At 61.0% G+C, this 15,470-nt stretch carries 17 protein-coding genes and 1 pseudogene; 15 read left to right on the forward strand and 3 right to left on the reverse strand.

Annotation, left to right across the window (positions count from 1 at the left end; all coding sequences use genetic code 11):
• The first annotated feature begins 145 nt into the window (after positions 1–145).
• Positions 146–496, forward strand: coding sequence for a type II toxin-antitoxin system RelE/ParE family toxin (locus tag AC6BYQ_RS20385; protein WP_019453271.1), 351 nt, complete (start codon positions 146–148; stop codon positions 494–496).
• A 2-nt stretch (positions 497–498) separates the two neighbouring features.
• Positions 499–798: a helix-turn-helix domain-containing protein gene (locus tag AC6BYQ_RS20390; protein ID WP_019453270.1), complete on the forward strand. Its 300-nt coding sequence runs from the start codon at positions 499–501 to the stop codon at positions 796–798.
• On the opposite strand, the gene AC6BYQ_RS20395 is transcribed toward AC6BYQ_RS20390, so the two are convergent.
• Positions 788–1,705, reverse strand: coding sequence for a LysR family transcriptional regulator (locus AC6BYQ_RS20395; RefSeq protein WP_498057456.1), 918 nt, complete (start codon positions 1,703–1,705; stop codon positions 788–790). The genes AC6BYQ_RS20390 and AC6BYQ_RS20395 overlap by 11 nt on opposite strands.
• 168 nt (positions 1,706–1,873) lie before the next feature.
• Here AC6BYQ_RS20395 and AC6BYQ_RS20400 point away from each other — a divergent pair, with 168 nt between their 5' ends.
• From AC6BYQ_RS20400 to AC6BYQ_RS20430, 7 genes are all read left to right on the forward strand, one after another.
• A complete protein-coding gene (locus AC6BYQ_RS20400) occupies positions 1,874–2,572 on the forward strand; it encodes a CoA transferase subunit A (RefSeq protein WP_004933280.1) in 699 nt (232 codons plus the stop codon).
• Between the two features lie 11 nt (positions 2,573–2,583).
• A complete protein-coding gene (locus tag AC6BYQ_RS20405) occupies positions 2,584–3,237 on the forward strand; it encodes a CoA transferase subunit B (RefSeq protein WP_015376496.1) in 654 nt (217 codons plus the stop codon).
• A gap of 14 nt (positions 3,238–3,251) precedes the next feature.
• The gene (locus AC6BYQ_RS20410; protein WP_498057457.1) at positions 3,252–4,436 is read left to right on the forward strand and encodes an acetyl-CoA C-acetyltransferase; all 1,185 of its coding nucleotides are present in this window, start codon (positions 3,252–3,254) and stop codon (positions 4,434–4,436) included.
• A 17-nt stretch (positions 4,437–4,453) separates the two neighbouring features.
• Positions 4,454–5,377 (forward strand): 3-hydroxyacyl-CoA dehydrogenase family protein, encoded by a 924-nt coding sequence (locus AC6BYQ_RS20415; RefSeq protein ID WP_498057458.1) that lies wholly within the window; start codon positions 4,454–4,456, stop codon positions 5,375–5,377.
• A gap of 45 nt (positions 5,378–5,422) precedes the next feature.
• Positions 5,423–6,814, forward strand: coding sequence for a GntP family permease (locus tag AC6BYQ_RS20420; RefSeq protein WP_025159601.1), 1,392 nt, complete (start codon positions 5,423–5,425; stop codon positions 6,812–6,814).
• A 12-nt stretch (positions 6,815–6,826) separates the two neighbouring features.
• Positions 6,827–7,597: a 3-hydroxybutyrate dehydrogenase gene (locus tag AC6BYQ_RS20425; RefSeq protein ID WP_019453264.1), complete on the forward strand. Its 771-nt coding sequence runs from the start codon at positions 6,827–6,829 to the stop codon at positions 7,595–7,597.
• A 371-nt stretch (positions 7,598–7,968) separates the two neighbouring features.
• A complete protein-coding gene (locus tag AC6BYQ_RS20430; protein ID WP_025159602.1) occupies positions 7,969–9,105 on the forward strand; it encodes a porin in 1,137 nt (378 codons plus the stop codon).
• 38 nt (positions 9,106–9,143) lie between these two features.
• On the opposite strand, the gene AC6BYQ_RS20435 is transcribed toward AC6BYQ_RS20430, so the two are convergent.
• Positions 9,144–9,965: an AraC family transcriptional regulator gene (locus AC6BYQ_RS20435; protein WP_498057459.1), complete on the reverse strand. Its 822-nt coding sequence runs from the start codon at positions 9,963–9,965 to the stop codon at positions 9,144–9,146.
• A 120-nt stretch (positions 9,966–10,085) separates the two neighbouring features.
• On the opposite strand from AC6BYQ_RS20435, the gene AC6BYQ_RS20440 reads away from it, so the two are divergent.
• The 3 genes and pseudogenes from AC6BYQ_RS20440 to AC6BYQ_RS20450 all read left to right on the forward strand — a co-directional run.
• Positions 10,086–10,466, forward strand: a complete 381-nt coding sequence (locus AC6BYQ_RS20440) for a hypothetical protein (protein ID WP_019453261.1) — start codon at positions 10,086–10,088, stop codon at positions 10,464–10,466.
• Between the two features lie 10 nt (positions 10,467–10,476).
• A complete protein-coding gene (locus AC6BYQ_RS20445) occupies positions 10,477–11,352 on the forward strand; it encodes a helix-turn-helix domain-containing protein (protein ID WP_074055339.1) in 876 nt (291 codons plus the stop codon).
• A 232-nt stretch (positions 11,353–11,584) separates the two neighbouring features.
• A pseudogene (locus AC6BYQ_RS20450) lies at positions 11,585–12,502 on the forward strand (L,D-transpeptidase family protein); the annotation flags it as partial.
• A gap of 93 nt (positions 12,503–12,595) precedes the next feature.
• Here the strand turns inward: AC6BYQ_RS20450 and AC6BYQ_RS20455 are convergent.
• A complete protein-coding gene (locus AC6BYQ_RS20455; protein WP_019453258.1) occupies positions 12,596–13,012 on the reverse strand; it encodes a MarR family winged helix-turn-helix transcriptional regulator in 417 nt (138 codons plus the stop codon).
• A gap of 182 nt (positions 13,013–13,194) precedes the next feature.
• On the opposite strand from AC6BYQ_RS20455, the gene AC6BYQ_RS20460 reads away from it, so the two are divergent.
• The 3 genes from AC6BYQ_RS20460 to AC6BYQ_RS20470 are packed head-to-tail and all read left to right on the forward strand — an operon-like array spanning position 13,195 to position 15,461.
• Positions 13,195–13,794 (forward strand): non-oxidative hydroxyarylic acid decarboxylases subunit B, encoded by a 600-nt coding sequence (locus tag AC6BYQ_RS20460; protein ID WP_074055338.1) that lies wholly within the window; start codon positions 13,195–13,197, stop codon positions 13,792–13,794.
• Between the two features lie 2 nt (positions 13,795–13,796).
• A complete protein-coding gene (locus tag AC6BYQ_RS20465) occupies positions 13,797–15,224 on the forward strand; it encodes a non-oxidative hydroxyarylic acid decarboxylases subunit C (RefSeq protein WP_498057460.1) in 1,428 nt (475 codons plus the stop codon).
• A gap of 9 nt (positions 15,225–15,233) precedes the next feature.
• Positions 15,234–15,461 carry a non-oxidative hydroxyarylic acid decarboxylases subunit D gene (locus AC6BYQ_RS20470; RefSeq protein ID WP_071532813.1) on the forward strand — a complete coding sequence of 76 codons (228 nt, stop codon included), beginning with the start codon at positions 15,234–15,236 and terminating at the stop codon, positions 15,459–15,461.
• The last annotated feature ends 9 nt before the right edge of the window (positions 15,462–15,470 follow it).

Below are 15,470 nucleotides of genomic sequence, written 5' to 3' on the forward strand. Positions count from 1 at the left end.
CTCTCCTTTCCTCTATTTGATAGACGATGGTCCTATCGGTTTCTTTTGCGAGTCGCCAGGCAAAACGCCAACGGCGCTCTGGAGAAAATTATATATTTCAGTCTATCGTTTTGTCATAGATTGTACTCTATAATCAGGAGATGTCATGTGGACGGTAATGACAACGGAAGAGTTTGATCGGTGGCTCTGTGAGCAGGATGAATCGACGCAGGAAAAGGTGCTGGCCGCGCTGGTGATGCTCGAGCGTGCCGGGCCTTCTCTTCGGCGGCCTTTTGTCGACGTGCTGAAAGGCTCGTTGCATCCCAACATGAAAGAGCTGCGTATTCAGCACAAAGGGCGGCCGATTCGCGCTTTTTTCGCCTTCGATCCGGCGCGGCAGGCGATTGTGCTGTGTGCGGGCGACAAAACGGGTAATGAGAAGCGGTTTTATAAAGTGATGCTGCCCATCGCGGATGCGCAGTTCACCCAATATTTGATGTGTGATTTCAAGGAGTAACCATGAGCACCTTAAAGCAACTGCTGGCCTCCCGCACGCCGGAGAGCCGCCGGCGCATCGAGGAAATGGCCGAAGAGATGCTGTTTGAAGCGCACCTGCACCAGCTGCGGGAAGCGCTGAATATTTCCCAACAGGAACTGGCGAAAACGCTGGGTATTTCCCAGCCTTCGGTCGCGGCCATCGAAGGGCGCGGCAACGAGCTGAAGATTTCCACTTTGAAACGCTACGTGGAAGCGATGGGCGGCACGCTACGCCTGGACGTTGAGCTGCCGGGCGGCAAGCACGTCGGGTTTACGGTTTAAGCGCAGGTTCTGCGCCACTTCCCGCCATCTCCCGTTCGATCACCGTCGCCAGCGCCTGCGCGGCGGAAGAGAGTTGGTGCTGCGCCAGGCGGATCAGGCCCACGCGCCGTTCGATGATCGGGCCGATCAGCGGCACGCAGACCGCTCCCAGCTCATCCATCTGTTGCTCGCACAGCGCCGGTACCGCGCTGGCGCCGAGGCCGTTGGCCACCATGCGCCCGACCGTTACCAGTTGGTGGCTTTCAAACGCCACCTCCAGCGTGCGGCCGCTGCGGGCCAGCTCCTGCTCCAGCAGCAGCCGCACCGCCGATGGCCGCTGCAGGGTGATGAAATCCAGCGTCAGCAGCTCTTTCCAGCTCACCTGCGCCTTGCGCGCCAGCGCCGAATCCTTCGGCACCACCGCCATAAAGCGATCGCGGCACAGCGGGGTGAAGTGCAGGGTGTCGCTCGGCTCCGGCTCGAAGGCGATGCCCATCTCCACCCGGCCTTCGCGGATCATTTCAAACACCTGCTCGTTGATGACGTCGTGTACTGCCACGTTGATGCCGGCGTAACGATCGCGAAACGCCTTGAGGATCGGCGGCAGCGGGTTGCCGGCGAACGACGGCATGGCGGCGATCGCCACCTTGCCCATCTGCAGGGTGAAGCGCTGGCGCATCGCCTCTTCCGCGTTGTCCCAATCCGCCAGCAGCTGGCGCGCCATCGGGAAGAAGCTTTCGCCCTCCGGCGTCAGCGTCACCCGGCGGGTGGTGCGCAGCAGCAGCGGCCCGCCCAGCGCGTCTTCCAGCCCACGGATCGCCAGGCTGAGCGCCGGCTGAGAAATATTCAGCCGCTCGCTGGCCTGGGCGAAGTTCAGAGTGTGAGCTACCGCTAAAAACGCGCGTAACTGTTTGATGCTCATTTTCATTTTGGCTGGAGTTAACTCTTTGTTAATTGTCGGTTAACGGTTGATTAATAAAAATTCTAAATGAATGCGGCATAAAAACAAAATTAACAAATCATTTTTGTGACCTGAAGATGCCCTCACGCAAGCCAGGGCATTTCGCCCTGCGCCGCAACATGCAGGGGCAACGATATGGCAGGGCTCGACAAACGCGTCGGCAGCTACCAGGAAGCGCTGGCAGGCCTGACGGACAACATGACGGTGCTGGCGGGCGGCTTTGGCCTGTGCGGCATCCCGGAAAACCTGATCGAAGAGATCCGCCGGCGCGGCGTGCGCGGCTTGACGGTGGTTTCCAACAACTGCGGCGTCGACGGGTTCGGCCTCGGGCGGCTGCTGGAAACCCATCAGATCCGCAAGGTGGTGGGATCGTACGTCGGCGAAAACGCGCTGTTCGAGCAGCAGGCGCTCAGCGGCGAGCTGGAGGTGGATCTCACGCCGCAGGGTACGCTGGCGGAGAAGATCCGCGCCGGCGGCGCCGGTATCCCGGCGTTCTTCACCGCCACCGGTTACGGCACGCCGATCGCCGAAGGCAAAGAGGTGCGCGAGTTCAACGGCCGCCCTTACATCATGGAAACCGCCATCACCGGCGATTTCGCCATCGTTAAAGGCTGGAAGGCCGATCACTTCGGTAACGTTATCTACCGCCACACCGCGCAGAACTTCAATCCGCTGATGGCGACCGCCGGGCGCATCACGGTGGTGGAAGTGGAAGAGATCGTGGCGCCGGGCGAACTGGATCCGGCGGCGATCCATACCCCCGGCATCTACGTCGATCGGCTGATCCAGGGCACCTTCGAGAAGCGTATCGAACAACGCACCCTGCGGGCATAAGGAGAATTCGCATGCTTACCCGTGAACAAATGGCGCAGCGCGTAGCGCAAGAGCTGAGAGACGGTTACTACGTCAACCTGGGCATCGGCATCCCGACGCTGGTGGCCAACTACGTGCCGGCGGGCATGGACGTGATGCTGCAGTCGGAAAACGGCCTGCTGGGAATGGGCGAGTTCCCGACCGAGCAGCAACTGGACGCCGACATGATCAACGCCGGCAAGCAGACGGTCACCGCGCGCCTCGGCGCGTCGATCTTCGATTCGGCGCAGTCGTTCGCCATGATCCGCGGCGGCCATGTCGATCTGACCGTGCTGGGGGCGTTTGAAGTGGACGTCGAGGGCAACATCGCCTCGTGGATGATCCCCGGCAAGATGGTCAAGGGCATGGGCGGCGCGATGGATCTGGTGGCGGGAGCGGAGAACATCATCGTGGTGATGACCCACGCCGCGAAGGGGGGCGAGTCCAAGCTGCTGCCGCGCTGCACGCTGCCGCTGACCGGCGCCCGCTGTATCCGCAAGGTATTGACCGATCTGGCCTACCTGGAAATTGAAGACGGCGCCTTCGTGCTGCGCGAACGCGCGCCGGGCGTCAGCGTGGCGGAGATTGTCGCCAAAACCGCCGGCCGGCTGATCGTGCCGGAGCAAGTGCCGGAAATGCGTTTCTGAGACGGGAGGTGAATGTGCAACAACGTGAAGTGGTGATCGTGGCGGCGACGCGCACGCCGGTCGGCAGTTTTCACGGCGCGCTGGCGCCGTTGACGGCGGTGGAACTGGGCACGGCGGCGGTGCAAGGGCTGCTGGCGCAAAGCGGCGTGGCGCCGCAGCAGATCGATGAAGTGATCCTCGGCCAGGTGCTGACCGCCGGCTGCGGGCAGAATCCGGCGCGCCAGACCGCGCTGAACGCCGGGCTGCCCGTTACGACGCCGGCGCTGACCATCAACAAGGTGTGCGGCTCCGGTTTGAAGGCGGTGCATCTGGCGGTGCAGGCGATCCGCAGCGGCGACGCCGAGGCGGTGATCGCCGGCGGCCAGGAGAGCATGAGCCAGTCGCCTTACCTGATGGCCGGTGCGCGCGCCGGTCTGCGCCTCGGTCATGCGCAGATGGTGGACAGCGTGATCCACGATGGCCTGTGGGACGCGTTCAACGACTATCACATGGGCATCACCGCCGAAAACCTGGCGGAGAAATACGCCATCAGCAGAGAAGAACAAGACAGGTTCGCGCTGCGCTCGCAGCAGAAGGCGCAGGCGGCGCAGCAGGCCGGGCGTTTCGCGCAGGAGATCACGCCGGTGACGGTGCCGAAGCCGAAGGGGGAGGCGCTGCGGGTTGAGCACGACGAACAGCCGCGCGACACCAGCCTGGAGGCGCTGGCGCGGCTGCGCCCGGCGTTTCGCAAGGAGGGCACGGTGACCGCCGGCAACGCCTCGTCGCTCAACGACGGCGCCGCCGTGGTGCTGCTGATGAGCGCGGAAAAAGCCGCCGCGCTGCGCTTGCCGGTACTGGCGCGCATCGCCGGTTACACCTCGTCGGGCGTCGATCCGGCGATCATGGGCATCGGCCCGGCGCCGGCCGCGCGCCGCTGCCTGGAAAAAGCCGGCTGGCGGCTGGAGGAGGTCGATCTGATCGAAGCCAACGAAGCCTTCGCCGCGCAGGCGCTGGCGGTGGGTAAAGAACTGGGCTGGGATGCGGAGCGGGTCAACGTCAACGGCGGGGCGATCGCGCTGGGGCATCCGATCGGCGCGTCCGGCTGCCGCATTTTGGTGTCGCTGCTGTTCGAAATGCAGCGCCGCGGGGTGAACAAGGGGCTGGCGATGCTGTGCATCGGCGGCGGGCAGGGCGTGGCGCTGGCGGTAGAGCGCCCGTAAACAACCGAGGAGGCACGATGCAGTCATCTGACTATGCGGTACTGGGCGCCGGCTTGATGGGGGTGGGCATCGCCACCCATTTTATCCGCCACGGCCATGGGGTGCTGCTGTATGACCCGGATCCGCAGCGCCTGGCGGAAGCGCCGGTGGTGGCGAGCGGCATTCTGGCCGAGCTGAGCGACGTCGGGCAGTTTGATAACGATGAGCGCGACGCGGCGCTGGCGCGGCTGTGCGTGACCGGCGATCTGAACGAGGTGGCGCGCGCCCGGCTGCTTATCGAGGCGATCCCGGAACGGCTCGAGCTGAAGCATGCGCTGTATGAGCAGCTGGAGGGGGTGATCGCCGACGACGCGGTGATCGCCAGCAACACCAGCGGCCTGCCGCCGGACGAGTTGGCGGCGCGCATGACCCATCCGCAGCGCCTGCTGCTCGCCCATTTCTGGCACCCGCCGCACCTGATCCCGCTGGTGGAGATCGTGCCCGGCAGCGCCACCGAACCGCGTCATCTGGCGGCGGTGCAGGCGCTGCTCGGCGAGATGGATCTTGAGGCGGTGCTGCTGGAGCGCGCCGCGCCGGGGTTTGTCGGCAACCGGCTGCAGTTTGCGGTGCTGCGCGAGGCGCTGCACATCGTACACAGCGGCATCGCCAGCGCCGAGGTGGTGGATCAGGTGATGCGCGCCTCGCTGGGGCGGCGCTACGCCATGGTCGGCCCGCTTGAAGCCGCCGACATGACCGGGCTGGCGACGGTGGCGGACATCGCCCGCCACCTGTTCCCGGAACTGGCGACCGGCGACGAGATGATGGCGCTGGTGGAACAGCGGCTGCAGCGCGGCGATAGCGGCCAACGCAGCGGCCGGGGATTTTATCTGTGGGATGAAGCACGCAGGGAACGCATTCAACGGCGCCGGGCGCATCAGCTGCGCTTTGCGCTGAAACCGTAATTTCGCACTCCGTACCTGACAATAACAACGATAGCGAGGTGTCCGATGAGCGTTTTGATTGCCCTGGCAGCACTGGGATTACTGATGCTGGCCGCCTACCGCGGCTACAGCGTGATTTTGTTCGCCCCGATCGCCGCGCTGGGCGCGGTGCTGTTGACCGACCCCGGCGCGGTGGCGCCGACCTTCACCGGGCTGTTTATGGAGAAAATGGTCGGCTTCGTGAAGCTCTATTTCCCGGTGTTCCTGCTGGGGGCGGTATTCGGCAAGCTGATTGAACTGTCCGGTTTTTCCCGTTCGATCGTCGCGGCGGCGATCCGCATTCTCGGCCGGCGTCATGCCATTCCGGTGATCGTGCTGGTGTGCGCGCTGCTGACCTACGGCGGGGTGTCGCTGTTCGTGGTGGCGTTCGCGGTCTATCCGTTCGCCGCCGAGCTGTTCCGCCAGAGCGGCATCCCCAAGCGGCTGATCCCGGCCACCGTGGCACTCGGCGCCTTCTCCTTCACCATGGATGCCTTGCCCGGCACGCCGCAGATCCAAAACATCATCCCGACCAGCTTCTTCGGCACCAATGCCTGGGCCGCGCCCTGGCTGGGGCTGATCGGCTCGCTGTTCATCATCGCGGTCGGTCTGCTGTATCTTGAACGCCAGCGGCGCAAGGCGCAGCTGAAAGGCGAAGGGTACGGCACCGAGCTGCTGAACGAACCGGAAACCCCGGACGATATCAACCTGCCGAATCCGCTGATCGCCATCTTGCCGTTGATTCTGGTCGGGGTATTCAACCTTGCCTTCACCCATTGGATCCCGCAGTGGTACGGCGCCAGCCACGAGCTGACGCTGCCGGGGCTGGCCAAGCCGATCACCACCGACGTGGCGAAGATCACCGCCATCTGGGCGGTGGAAGCGGCGCTGGTGTCGGGTATTCTGCTGGTGGTGGTGTTCGGCTTTGGCAATATTCGCGGCCGACTGGCGGAAGGCAGCAAGACGGCGGTCGGCGGCGCAATTCTGGCGGCGATGAACACTGCCTCCGAATACGGCTTCGGCGCGGTGATCGCCGCGCTGCCGGGCTTTTTGGTGCTGTCGCAGGCGCTGTCGGCGATCCCCAATCCGCTGCTGAACGAAGCGATCAGCGTCACCCTGCTGGCCGGCATCACTGGCTCGGCCTCCGGCGGCATGAGCATCGCGCTGGCGGCGATGGCCGATAATTTCGTGGCCGCCGCCCACGCCGCGCATATCCCGCTGGAAGTGCTGCACCGGGTGGCCTCGATGGCCAGCGGCGGCATGGACACCTTGCCGCACAACGGCGCGGTGATCACCCTGCTGGCGATCACTGGCCTCAGCCACCGGCAGGCCTATGGCGGCATCTTCGCCATCACCCTGATTAAGAGCGCCGCGGTGCTGTTCGTGATCGGCGTGTTCTACCTGACCGGCATTGTTTAAAGGAGCGATACCATGAGTGTACAAGGCAAAACCGCGCTGGTGACCGGCTCGACCAGCGGCATCGGCCTCGGAATAGCGTCCGTGTTGGCCGCCGCCGGCGCGCGCGTGATCCTCAACGGCTTCGGCGAAGTGGAGCAGGCGCAAGCGCAGGTCGCCCGGCTGGGCACCGCGCCGGGGTATCACGGTGCCGACCTCGGCGATGCGGCCCAGATAGCGGACATGATGCACTATGCCGAACGCGAGTTCGGCGGCGTGGATATTCTGGTGAACAACGCCGGCATTCAGCACGTGGCGCCGCTGGATCAGTTCCCGGTGGAGAAATGGAATGCCATCCTCGCCATCAATCTGTCGGCGGTGTTCCATACCTGCCGATTGGCGCTGCCGGGCATGCGCGAGCGCCACTGGGGGCGCATCATCAACGTGGCGTCGGTGCACGGGCTGGTGGCGTCGAAAGACAAGTCGGCCTATGTGGCGGCCAAGCACGGCGTGGTGGGGCTGACCAAGACGCTGGCGCTGGAAACGGCCCGCACGCCCGTCACCTGCAACGCCATCTGCCCCGGCTGGGTGCTGACGCCGCTGGTGCAGCAGCAGATCGACAAACGCATCGCCGCCGGTACCGAGCCGCAGCGGGCGCGCGATGAGCTGTTGGCGGAGAAGCAACCTTCGCAAGAGTTCGTCACGCCTGAGCAGCTCGGTGAGCTGGCGCTGTTCCTGTGCAGCGATGCGGCGGTGCAGGTGCGCGGCGCCGCCTGGAACATGGACGGCGGCTGGCTGGCGCAGTAGTGAGATTTTCCCCGGAGCGCGCAATGCGCTCCGTCGTTATTTCCCACCTTTAATTAATTCCCTCGCGTGACGGTTTACCTGCGGCAATAATATTTATTTGTTATTTGCTATCATTATTCCCAGATAATCACGCCGGGTTATTTTGGATGAAACGTGCGGATTGGTTTATTTCGTGCTGCAGTTATTACATTGTTTTTCTCCATGTTACAGGTGAACACGTTTTTGCTGAAATTAAATCCAACCTGAAATAATGGCAGGTTATGGCGTAAATTTTTATATCTTGCGTGCGCTGTTCACATCGGGTAATTATTTTGGCGTGGCTTAAGACCACCGTATTTATAAAAATAATTCTTTTTAGGGCAGGGGTAATAATGAGAAAAACCACAACGCCAATCGTCATTGGCGGCGTCTTGCTGTCGGCGATTTCCGCCGGCGCGCAGGCCGAGATCACCATTCTGGATAAAAACCCGCAGAGCAATGTGTTGCTGGCGCCGCTCAGTTTAAAGGTGGGCGGCAGCATTCGCCCCGAGTGGATCTTCAATAACGGCCCGGAGCCGGGCTATGACAAAAACGGCCACGACGGCGGCACGCGCTTTCGCTTCAGCGGCGACTATGCGCTGACGCAGGACACCTCGATCATCGGCTATTACGAGTGGGGCGTCGATCTGGCGCACGCGCTCAGCTGGGACGGGCACTATAACGAAGACGGCAAGCGTGACTATCAGCGCCAGCTGTACGCCGGTTTTAAAGACGATCGTTACGGCACCCTGACCTACGGCCATCAATACGGCATCTATTATTCCGTGGTCGGCATCAAAAGCGACGTCTGGGATAACGATGGCCATGCGGGCGGCACCGGCATCGGTATTTCCGGCGACTACGACGGCGGCAATAAACCGAAAAACAGCATCAAGTACACCAATGATTTTGGGCCGGTGACGCTGTACGCCAACTATTTATTGCCGGAAGACGATCTGCACACCGCGGATAACCTGATTTATCGCCGCAAGGGCGGCGGCGGGCTGGGCTTCGATTATAAGGTGACGAAAGACTTCACCTTCAGTGCCGCCTACAGTTATACCGATGCGAAGATCAAAGATAATCTGTACAGCGAAAAAGATTATCACCAGCAGTTGTCCGGCACCGCGTTAACCTGGCAGCCGAACAACTGGTACATCGTCGGCACCGCCAGCTACTACAAAGACTATGTGCCGAGCACCCGCCAGCGCACGCTGTCGCATTTCTTCGCCGGCGACGGCTACGGGCTGGAAGGCTTCGTCGGTTACACCTTCAATATCGACAAGCCGTTTCTCAAATCGATCCAGCCTTACGTGGCGGCGGACTCGCTGCGGCTGAAGGGTGACGAGGCGTATCACGCCAACCACGTCTACCTCGGCGCGGGCACCACCATCGGTTACGGTCTGTCGGTGTATGTGGAGCGCACGCTGGCCAACAGCAGCGACAATGAGCCGGACTCCACCTGGATTACGGTGTTCTACGACTTCTGATTTTCACCTGCTCCAAGCCGGCGCCTGCGCCGGCTTTTTCACATGGTTATCGCGCCGCCCAGGGTTTCTCTAGAGGCGTTGCGCTCCGCCAGGTAGCGCGCCGGCGGTTTGCCCACTGCCTTTCTGAACATGGTGACGAAGCCGCTGGCGCTCTCGTAGCCCAAATCCAGCGCCACCGTCTGTACGCTCTCGCCCTGCGTCAAGCGCTGCAGCGCCAGCATCACGTGCAGCTGGCGCCGCCAGTGGCCGAAGCTCATGCCCATCTGCTGTTGCAAGGTGCGGCTGAGGGAGCGCTCGCTCATGCCGATGCGCTGCGCCCACTGCCCGAGGGTGGATTTGTCCGCCGGGCTGCTCAGCATGCCTTCGGTCAACTGCCGGATGCGCGCGTCGTCGGACACCGGCAGGTGCAGGTTCTCGATCGGTGCGGCCGCCAGCTGGTCCAGCAATACCGCCGTCAGGCGCCCCTCGGCGCCCTGTTCGTCGTAGAGCGGCTCGAAGGTGCTGGCCTGCAGCAGCAGCTCGCGTAGCAGCGGCGAGACCGACAGCGTGCAGCAGTTTTGCGGCAGACCGGCGGCGGCATGTTGATCGACGAACAGGCAGTAGGCCTCGGTGGAGCCGGCGCCCTGGGCGTTGTGCAACACGTTGCCCGGCATCCACAGCGCGCACTGCGGCGGCACCAGCCACAGGCCGTTTTCCACTTCGCAGCGGATCATGCCGCGTACCGTGTAGATCAGCTGCGCCTTCTGATGGCGGTGCGGCTCGACTTCCCAGTCCTGCTCGAGGGTGGAACCTTGCAAGGCAAACAGCGGGCGCGGCACCTGATCGATATCCAGACAGTGGCGGGGGATCTGTACTTTCATGAGAACAATTCTCAATTTGGCGGAATTGAAAAGTATTATGTCCTGATTGCGCAATGTGGTCTAGCGCCGCTGCCGATAAAGTAAGCGCCAGTGCTAAACCCTTTCGTGAGGAAACTGATTATGTCATTGGATACCGCCGATTTTCCGCTGGTGTGGATGCGCCGCAGCGGGCGCGATACCCAGGCCGATCTGGCCGAATTCAGCGCGCTGCTGGCGCGCGCCGAGCCGTTCGTCCTGATGACCGACCGCAGCGTCGGCGATGAAGAAGAAGAGGGGCACGATCGCGATGCCCGCACTCAGGTGGCGCTGTGGAAACGCGATAACCGCGAGGCGCTGAAGCTATGGGTGAAAGGCATGATCATGCTGGAGCCGGACGACGCCAAACGCACGGCGGCGGAAGAGTTCGCCGAATATGGCGCCAAGTTTTGGGGCTATCCGGTGCTGGTGGCCGCCGACGAAGCCGCTGGCCGGGTGCTGGCGCAGACGTTATTGATCAAATAAGGGGAATACCATGCATCAGCAACAGGTGATTGAACAACTGCTGGCCTGGATCGAGCAGAGCCTGGATCAGCCGCTGACGCTGGACGATATCGCCGCCCGCTCAGGCTACTCGAAGTGGCATTTGCAGCGGATGTTCAAACAGCAAACCGGCCATATCCTCGGCACCTATGCGCGCCGCAGAAGGTTGACCGCCGCCGCGCGCGAACTGCGCCTGACCGGCACCAGCGTGGCCTGCATCGCCGATACTTACCAGTTCGATTCGCAGCAGACCTTCACCCGTTGCTTTCGCAAGCAGTTCGGCCTGCCGCCGGCCAGCTATCGCCGCAGTCAGGATTGGTCGAGCTATGGCCTGCAGCCGCCGCTGCGGCTGACCGAAGCGCCGTTGCCGCAGGCGGAAATCGTGACGCTGCCCGCGATGCAGCTGGTGGGGCACACTCAACGCCGCCACTGCACGCTGGGGCAGCTGGCGGCCTCCAAGTGCGAGCTGCGCCGCCACGCCTGGCGGCAACTGCTGCGGCCGCAGGCGCTGCCGGAGGTGATGTATGGCCTCACCAGCCTGGAGATCGACAGGCAGCGGCGCGGCAATCCGCGCATGGCCTACACCGCCGCGTTGCCGGACGAAGGGGCTGTGGGGGAACGGGTGCTCATCGAACAGGGGGAGTACGCTCGCTTTACCTATCAGGGGCAGGTCGAAGGGTTACAAAACTTTATCGTCCGGCTTTATGACACCGCGATGCCGCAGATGAATGCCATTCGCCGGCCAGGGCAGGATATCGAGCGTTTCTACCCGGCGCAGGAGGGCAGCAGCCCGCTCGGCGGCGCGGCGATCCGCTGTGAGTATCTGATCCCGATCCGGCGGGTGGAGGCGTTGGCTGCCGCCAGTTAGGCGGCGGTTCTCGCAAAAAATCGCCTTCGTGGCGCGTCAGGTTACAAAAAATTGCGATATTACATCGGTAATGGTTCACACTTTGATTGATGTGCACATATAATGCGCATCCGGTCAAATCCCCCTGGTCTTTCAGGCCGCAGCGCGCTTGGCTGCCGGCTGAAATTCATCGGGGCAAGGTGGCCGTAGAAACCGATACCCATAATCGCCAGTGGCCTTGACCAACACGAAGATGAAAATGAGCATTCGCGCGTTATTAACCCTGTTTACGGCACTGGTTGCATTCAGCCAGGCTGCCTTCGCCGTCGTTTACCCGCTGCCGCCTAAAGACAGCCGCTTGGTGGGCGAGAATATCCAAATCACCGTACCGGAAGACAGCAAACTGCCGCTGGAAAGCTTCGCCGCCCAGTATCAGATGGGGCTGAGCAACATGCTGGAAGCCAACCCGGGCGTGGATCCGTTCCTGCCGAAGGCCGGCAGCACCCTGACCATCCCGCAGCAGCTGATCCTGCCGGACGCGCCGCGTGACGGCATCATCATCAACAGCGCCGAGATGCGTCTGTACTACTACCCGAAAGGCTCCAACACCGTGGTGGTGCTGCCGATCGGCATCGGCCAGCTGGGTAAAGACACCCCGCTGAACTGGACCACCACCGTTCAACGCAAGAAAGATGGCCCGACCTGGACGCCGACCGCCAAAATGCGCGCCGAATATGCGGCAGAAGGCGAAATCCTGCCGGCGGTGTTCCCGGCCGGCCCGGATAACCCGATGGGGCTGTACGCGCTGTATGTCGGCCGTCTGTACGCCATTCACGGCACCAACGCCAACTTCGGCATCGGTCTGCGCGTGAGCCACGGCTGCGTGCGCCTGCGCGCCGACGATATCAAGTACCTGTTCCAGAACGTGCCGGTCGGCACCCGCGTGCAGTTCATCAACGAACCGATGAAAGCCACCGTGGAACCGGACGGCTCGCGCTACGTGGAAGTGCACAACCCGCTGTCGGCCAACGAAGAGCAGCTGCAATCCAAAGATCCGGTGCCGCTGACTATCTCCGCCCCGGTCGGCAAAGTGCTGATGGACGCCGGCGTCAATCAGAGCGAAGTAGACGCGGCGATCAAGGCCCGTTCCGGCATGCCGGTGAAAGTGAACTGATCGCCCTTAGGCTGCAGTGAACGAGATAAAAAAGACGCCCGCGGGCGTCTTTTTTTATGCTTCCAGCCGCACGCTGTTGGCGCGGCGAATTTATTGCTTCCCTATCATCGTCTTTAAAACGAAAAGCGCCGATTCATGTTGGTCTTTATTGACCCGTTCGAGATATCTATTATCAATCGCGTCGGCAATGGGGCGGCTGGATTCGAACAGCGCCTGCCCTGCTGGCGTCAGGTAAATAAATCGGCGGCGCTTATCATGTTCGCCGGCTTCCCGTTTTAACAGACCTTTCCCTTCCATGCGGCTGAGCAATTCGGCCAGCGCGGCTTTACTGCTGATCGCCGCTTCCATTAATTCGACTTGTTCAATGCCCGGAGTTTCTGAAACGGTGGCCAGAATGGAATATTGCTGTTTGCTGAGTTCAGGAAGCGATTTTTGCCATTGGGCACTATGATCCTGAAGCAGCTCACGGATGAGATGGAAAAAAGTATTGGCCAGCGTTCTGTTCATACGTTTATCCCAGCGAGGAAAAAAGCGAGTAATAATATCAATATAACAAAACCGGCCGGTAAGAGATACTTGCCTTGATAGATCGTTCGCTTACGAACAGTTACATCTCGCCCACTTGTTTTATCGCCATCTCGGGACTAGATTTGATATATAGTTCGTATACGAACTTTGTGGGGTGTTGCATGAGACTGGTGATCGCGATGACGGGGGCGACCGGGGCGCCGCTAGGCACGGCGCTGCTTCAGGCGCTGAAGGCCATCGAGGGGATAGAGACGCATTTGATCTTGAGTAAGTGGGCCAAAACGACCATTGAACTCGAAACAAACTTCACCGTGCATGAGGTGATGGCGATGGCTGATGTGACACACAGTTCTGCCGATCAGGCCGCCACGATATCTTCAGGTTCTTTTCATACGGACGGCATGATCATTATTCCCTGCAGCATGAAAACGTTGGCGGGTATTCGAGCTGGTTATGCCGAGGGTCTTATTGGCCGAGCGGCGGATGTGATTATCAAAGAAGGGCGGAAATTGGTGCTGGTTCCCAGAGAAACGCCACTGAGCACCATTCACTTGGAAAATATGCTCGCGCTCTCGAAATTAGGAGTGTCATTGGTGCCGCCAATGCCCGCTTATTATAACCATCCTACTCATATCGATGACGTCACCGCTCATATTGTCGCACGGGTTCTGGATCAATTTGGCATTGATTACGGCCGGGCAAAGCGCTGGGCCGGATTAAAAAAGAATGGCCAAAAAACCACTGACACCGAGGAGGATTAAATATGGCTTATGACGATCTGCGAAGTTATTTAGCGGCGCTGGATAAGGCCGGACAATTACTCGATATCACCGAGGAGGTTCAGGCGGAACCGGATATTGCCGCGGCAGCCAACGCCACCGGCAGAATCGGTGAAGGCGCCCCCGCCATTGCATTCAGGAACATTAAAGGCTTTGAACATGCGCATGTGGTCATGAACACCCTTGGGTCATGGCAGAATCACGCCATAGCCCTGGAGCTTCCGCCGACCACGCCGGTGAAACAGCAAATCGATGAGTATATTCGCCGCTGGGATCATTTCCCTGTCTCTGCGGAACGCCGCAATAATCCGCCCTGGGCCGAGAATGAGGTCAACGGCGAGGAGATTAATCTGTTTGAGATCCTGCCGCTGTTTCGCCTAAACGACGGCGATGGTGGATTCTACCTGGATAAAGCCTGTGTCGTTTCCCGTGATCCTGAAGATCCGACCCATTTCGGCAAGCAAAACGTCGGCATCTATCGTATGGAGGTGAAGGGCAAGCGCAAGCTGGGTCTGCAACCGGTACCGATGCACGACATCGCGCTGCATCTGCATAAAGCGGAAGAGCGCGGTGAGGATTTGCCTATTGCCATTACGTTGGGTAATGACCCGATCATTACGCTGATGGGGGCGACGCCGCTGAAATACGATCAGTCGGAGTATGAGATGGCCGGCGCCCTGCGCGAAAGCCCGTATCCGATAGCAACGGCTCCTTTGACCGGCTTTGATGTGCCGTGGGGTTCCGAAGTGATCATCGAAGGGGTGATTGAGGGCCGCAAGCGCGAGATTGAAGGCCCGTTCGGCGAGTTTACGGGCCATTATTCCGGCGGCCGCAACATGACGGTGGTGCGTATCGATAAGGTTTCTTACCGAACACGCCCAATTTTTGAATCCCTTTATCTGGGCATGCCCTGGACAGAAATCGACTATCTGATGGGGCCGGCCACCTGCGTGCCGCTGTATCAGCAGTTGAAAGCCGAGTTTCCGGAAGTGCAGGCGGTCAATGCGATGTATACCCACGGGTTGCTCGTCATCATCTCCACCAAAAAGCGTTACGGCGGCTTCGCGCGCGCGGTGGGAATGCGGGCCATGACCACGCCGCATGGGCTGGGCTATGTGAAAATGGTGATCATGGTCGATGAGGATGTCGATCCCTTCAACCTGCCGCAGGTTATGTGGGCGCTGTCCGCCAAGGTCAACCCGGCCGGCGATCTGGTGCAGTTGCCGAACATGTCGGTGCTCGAGCTGGATCCCGGCTCGAGCCCGGCGGGGATCACGGACAAATTAATCATCGATGCGACAACGCCGGTGGCTCCGGATACGCGTGGCCACTACAGCCAGCCGGTCAAGGATTTACCCGAAACCGCCCTGTGGGTGGATAAATTAACCGCCATGTTGGCTAACCGTCCTTAAGGAGCTCCTATGATTTGTCCTCGTTGTGCCGATAAACAGATAGATGCCATGGCGCATTCTCCGGTCAAGGGCGTGTGGACGGTATACCAGTGTCAACACTGCCTTTATACCTGGCGGAGTACCGAACCCGCTCGCAGAACGGAACGGGAGCATTATCCGCCCGAGTTTCGTATGATTCAGCAGGATATCGATAATGCGCCGGAAGTGCCGACCATTCCTCCTCTTTTGACGAAATGAAACCGCAGG

This window comes from Serratia sp. LTN-2 (assembly GCF_059740205.1).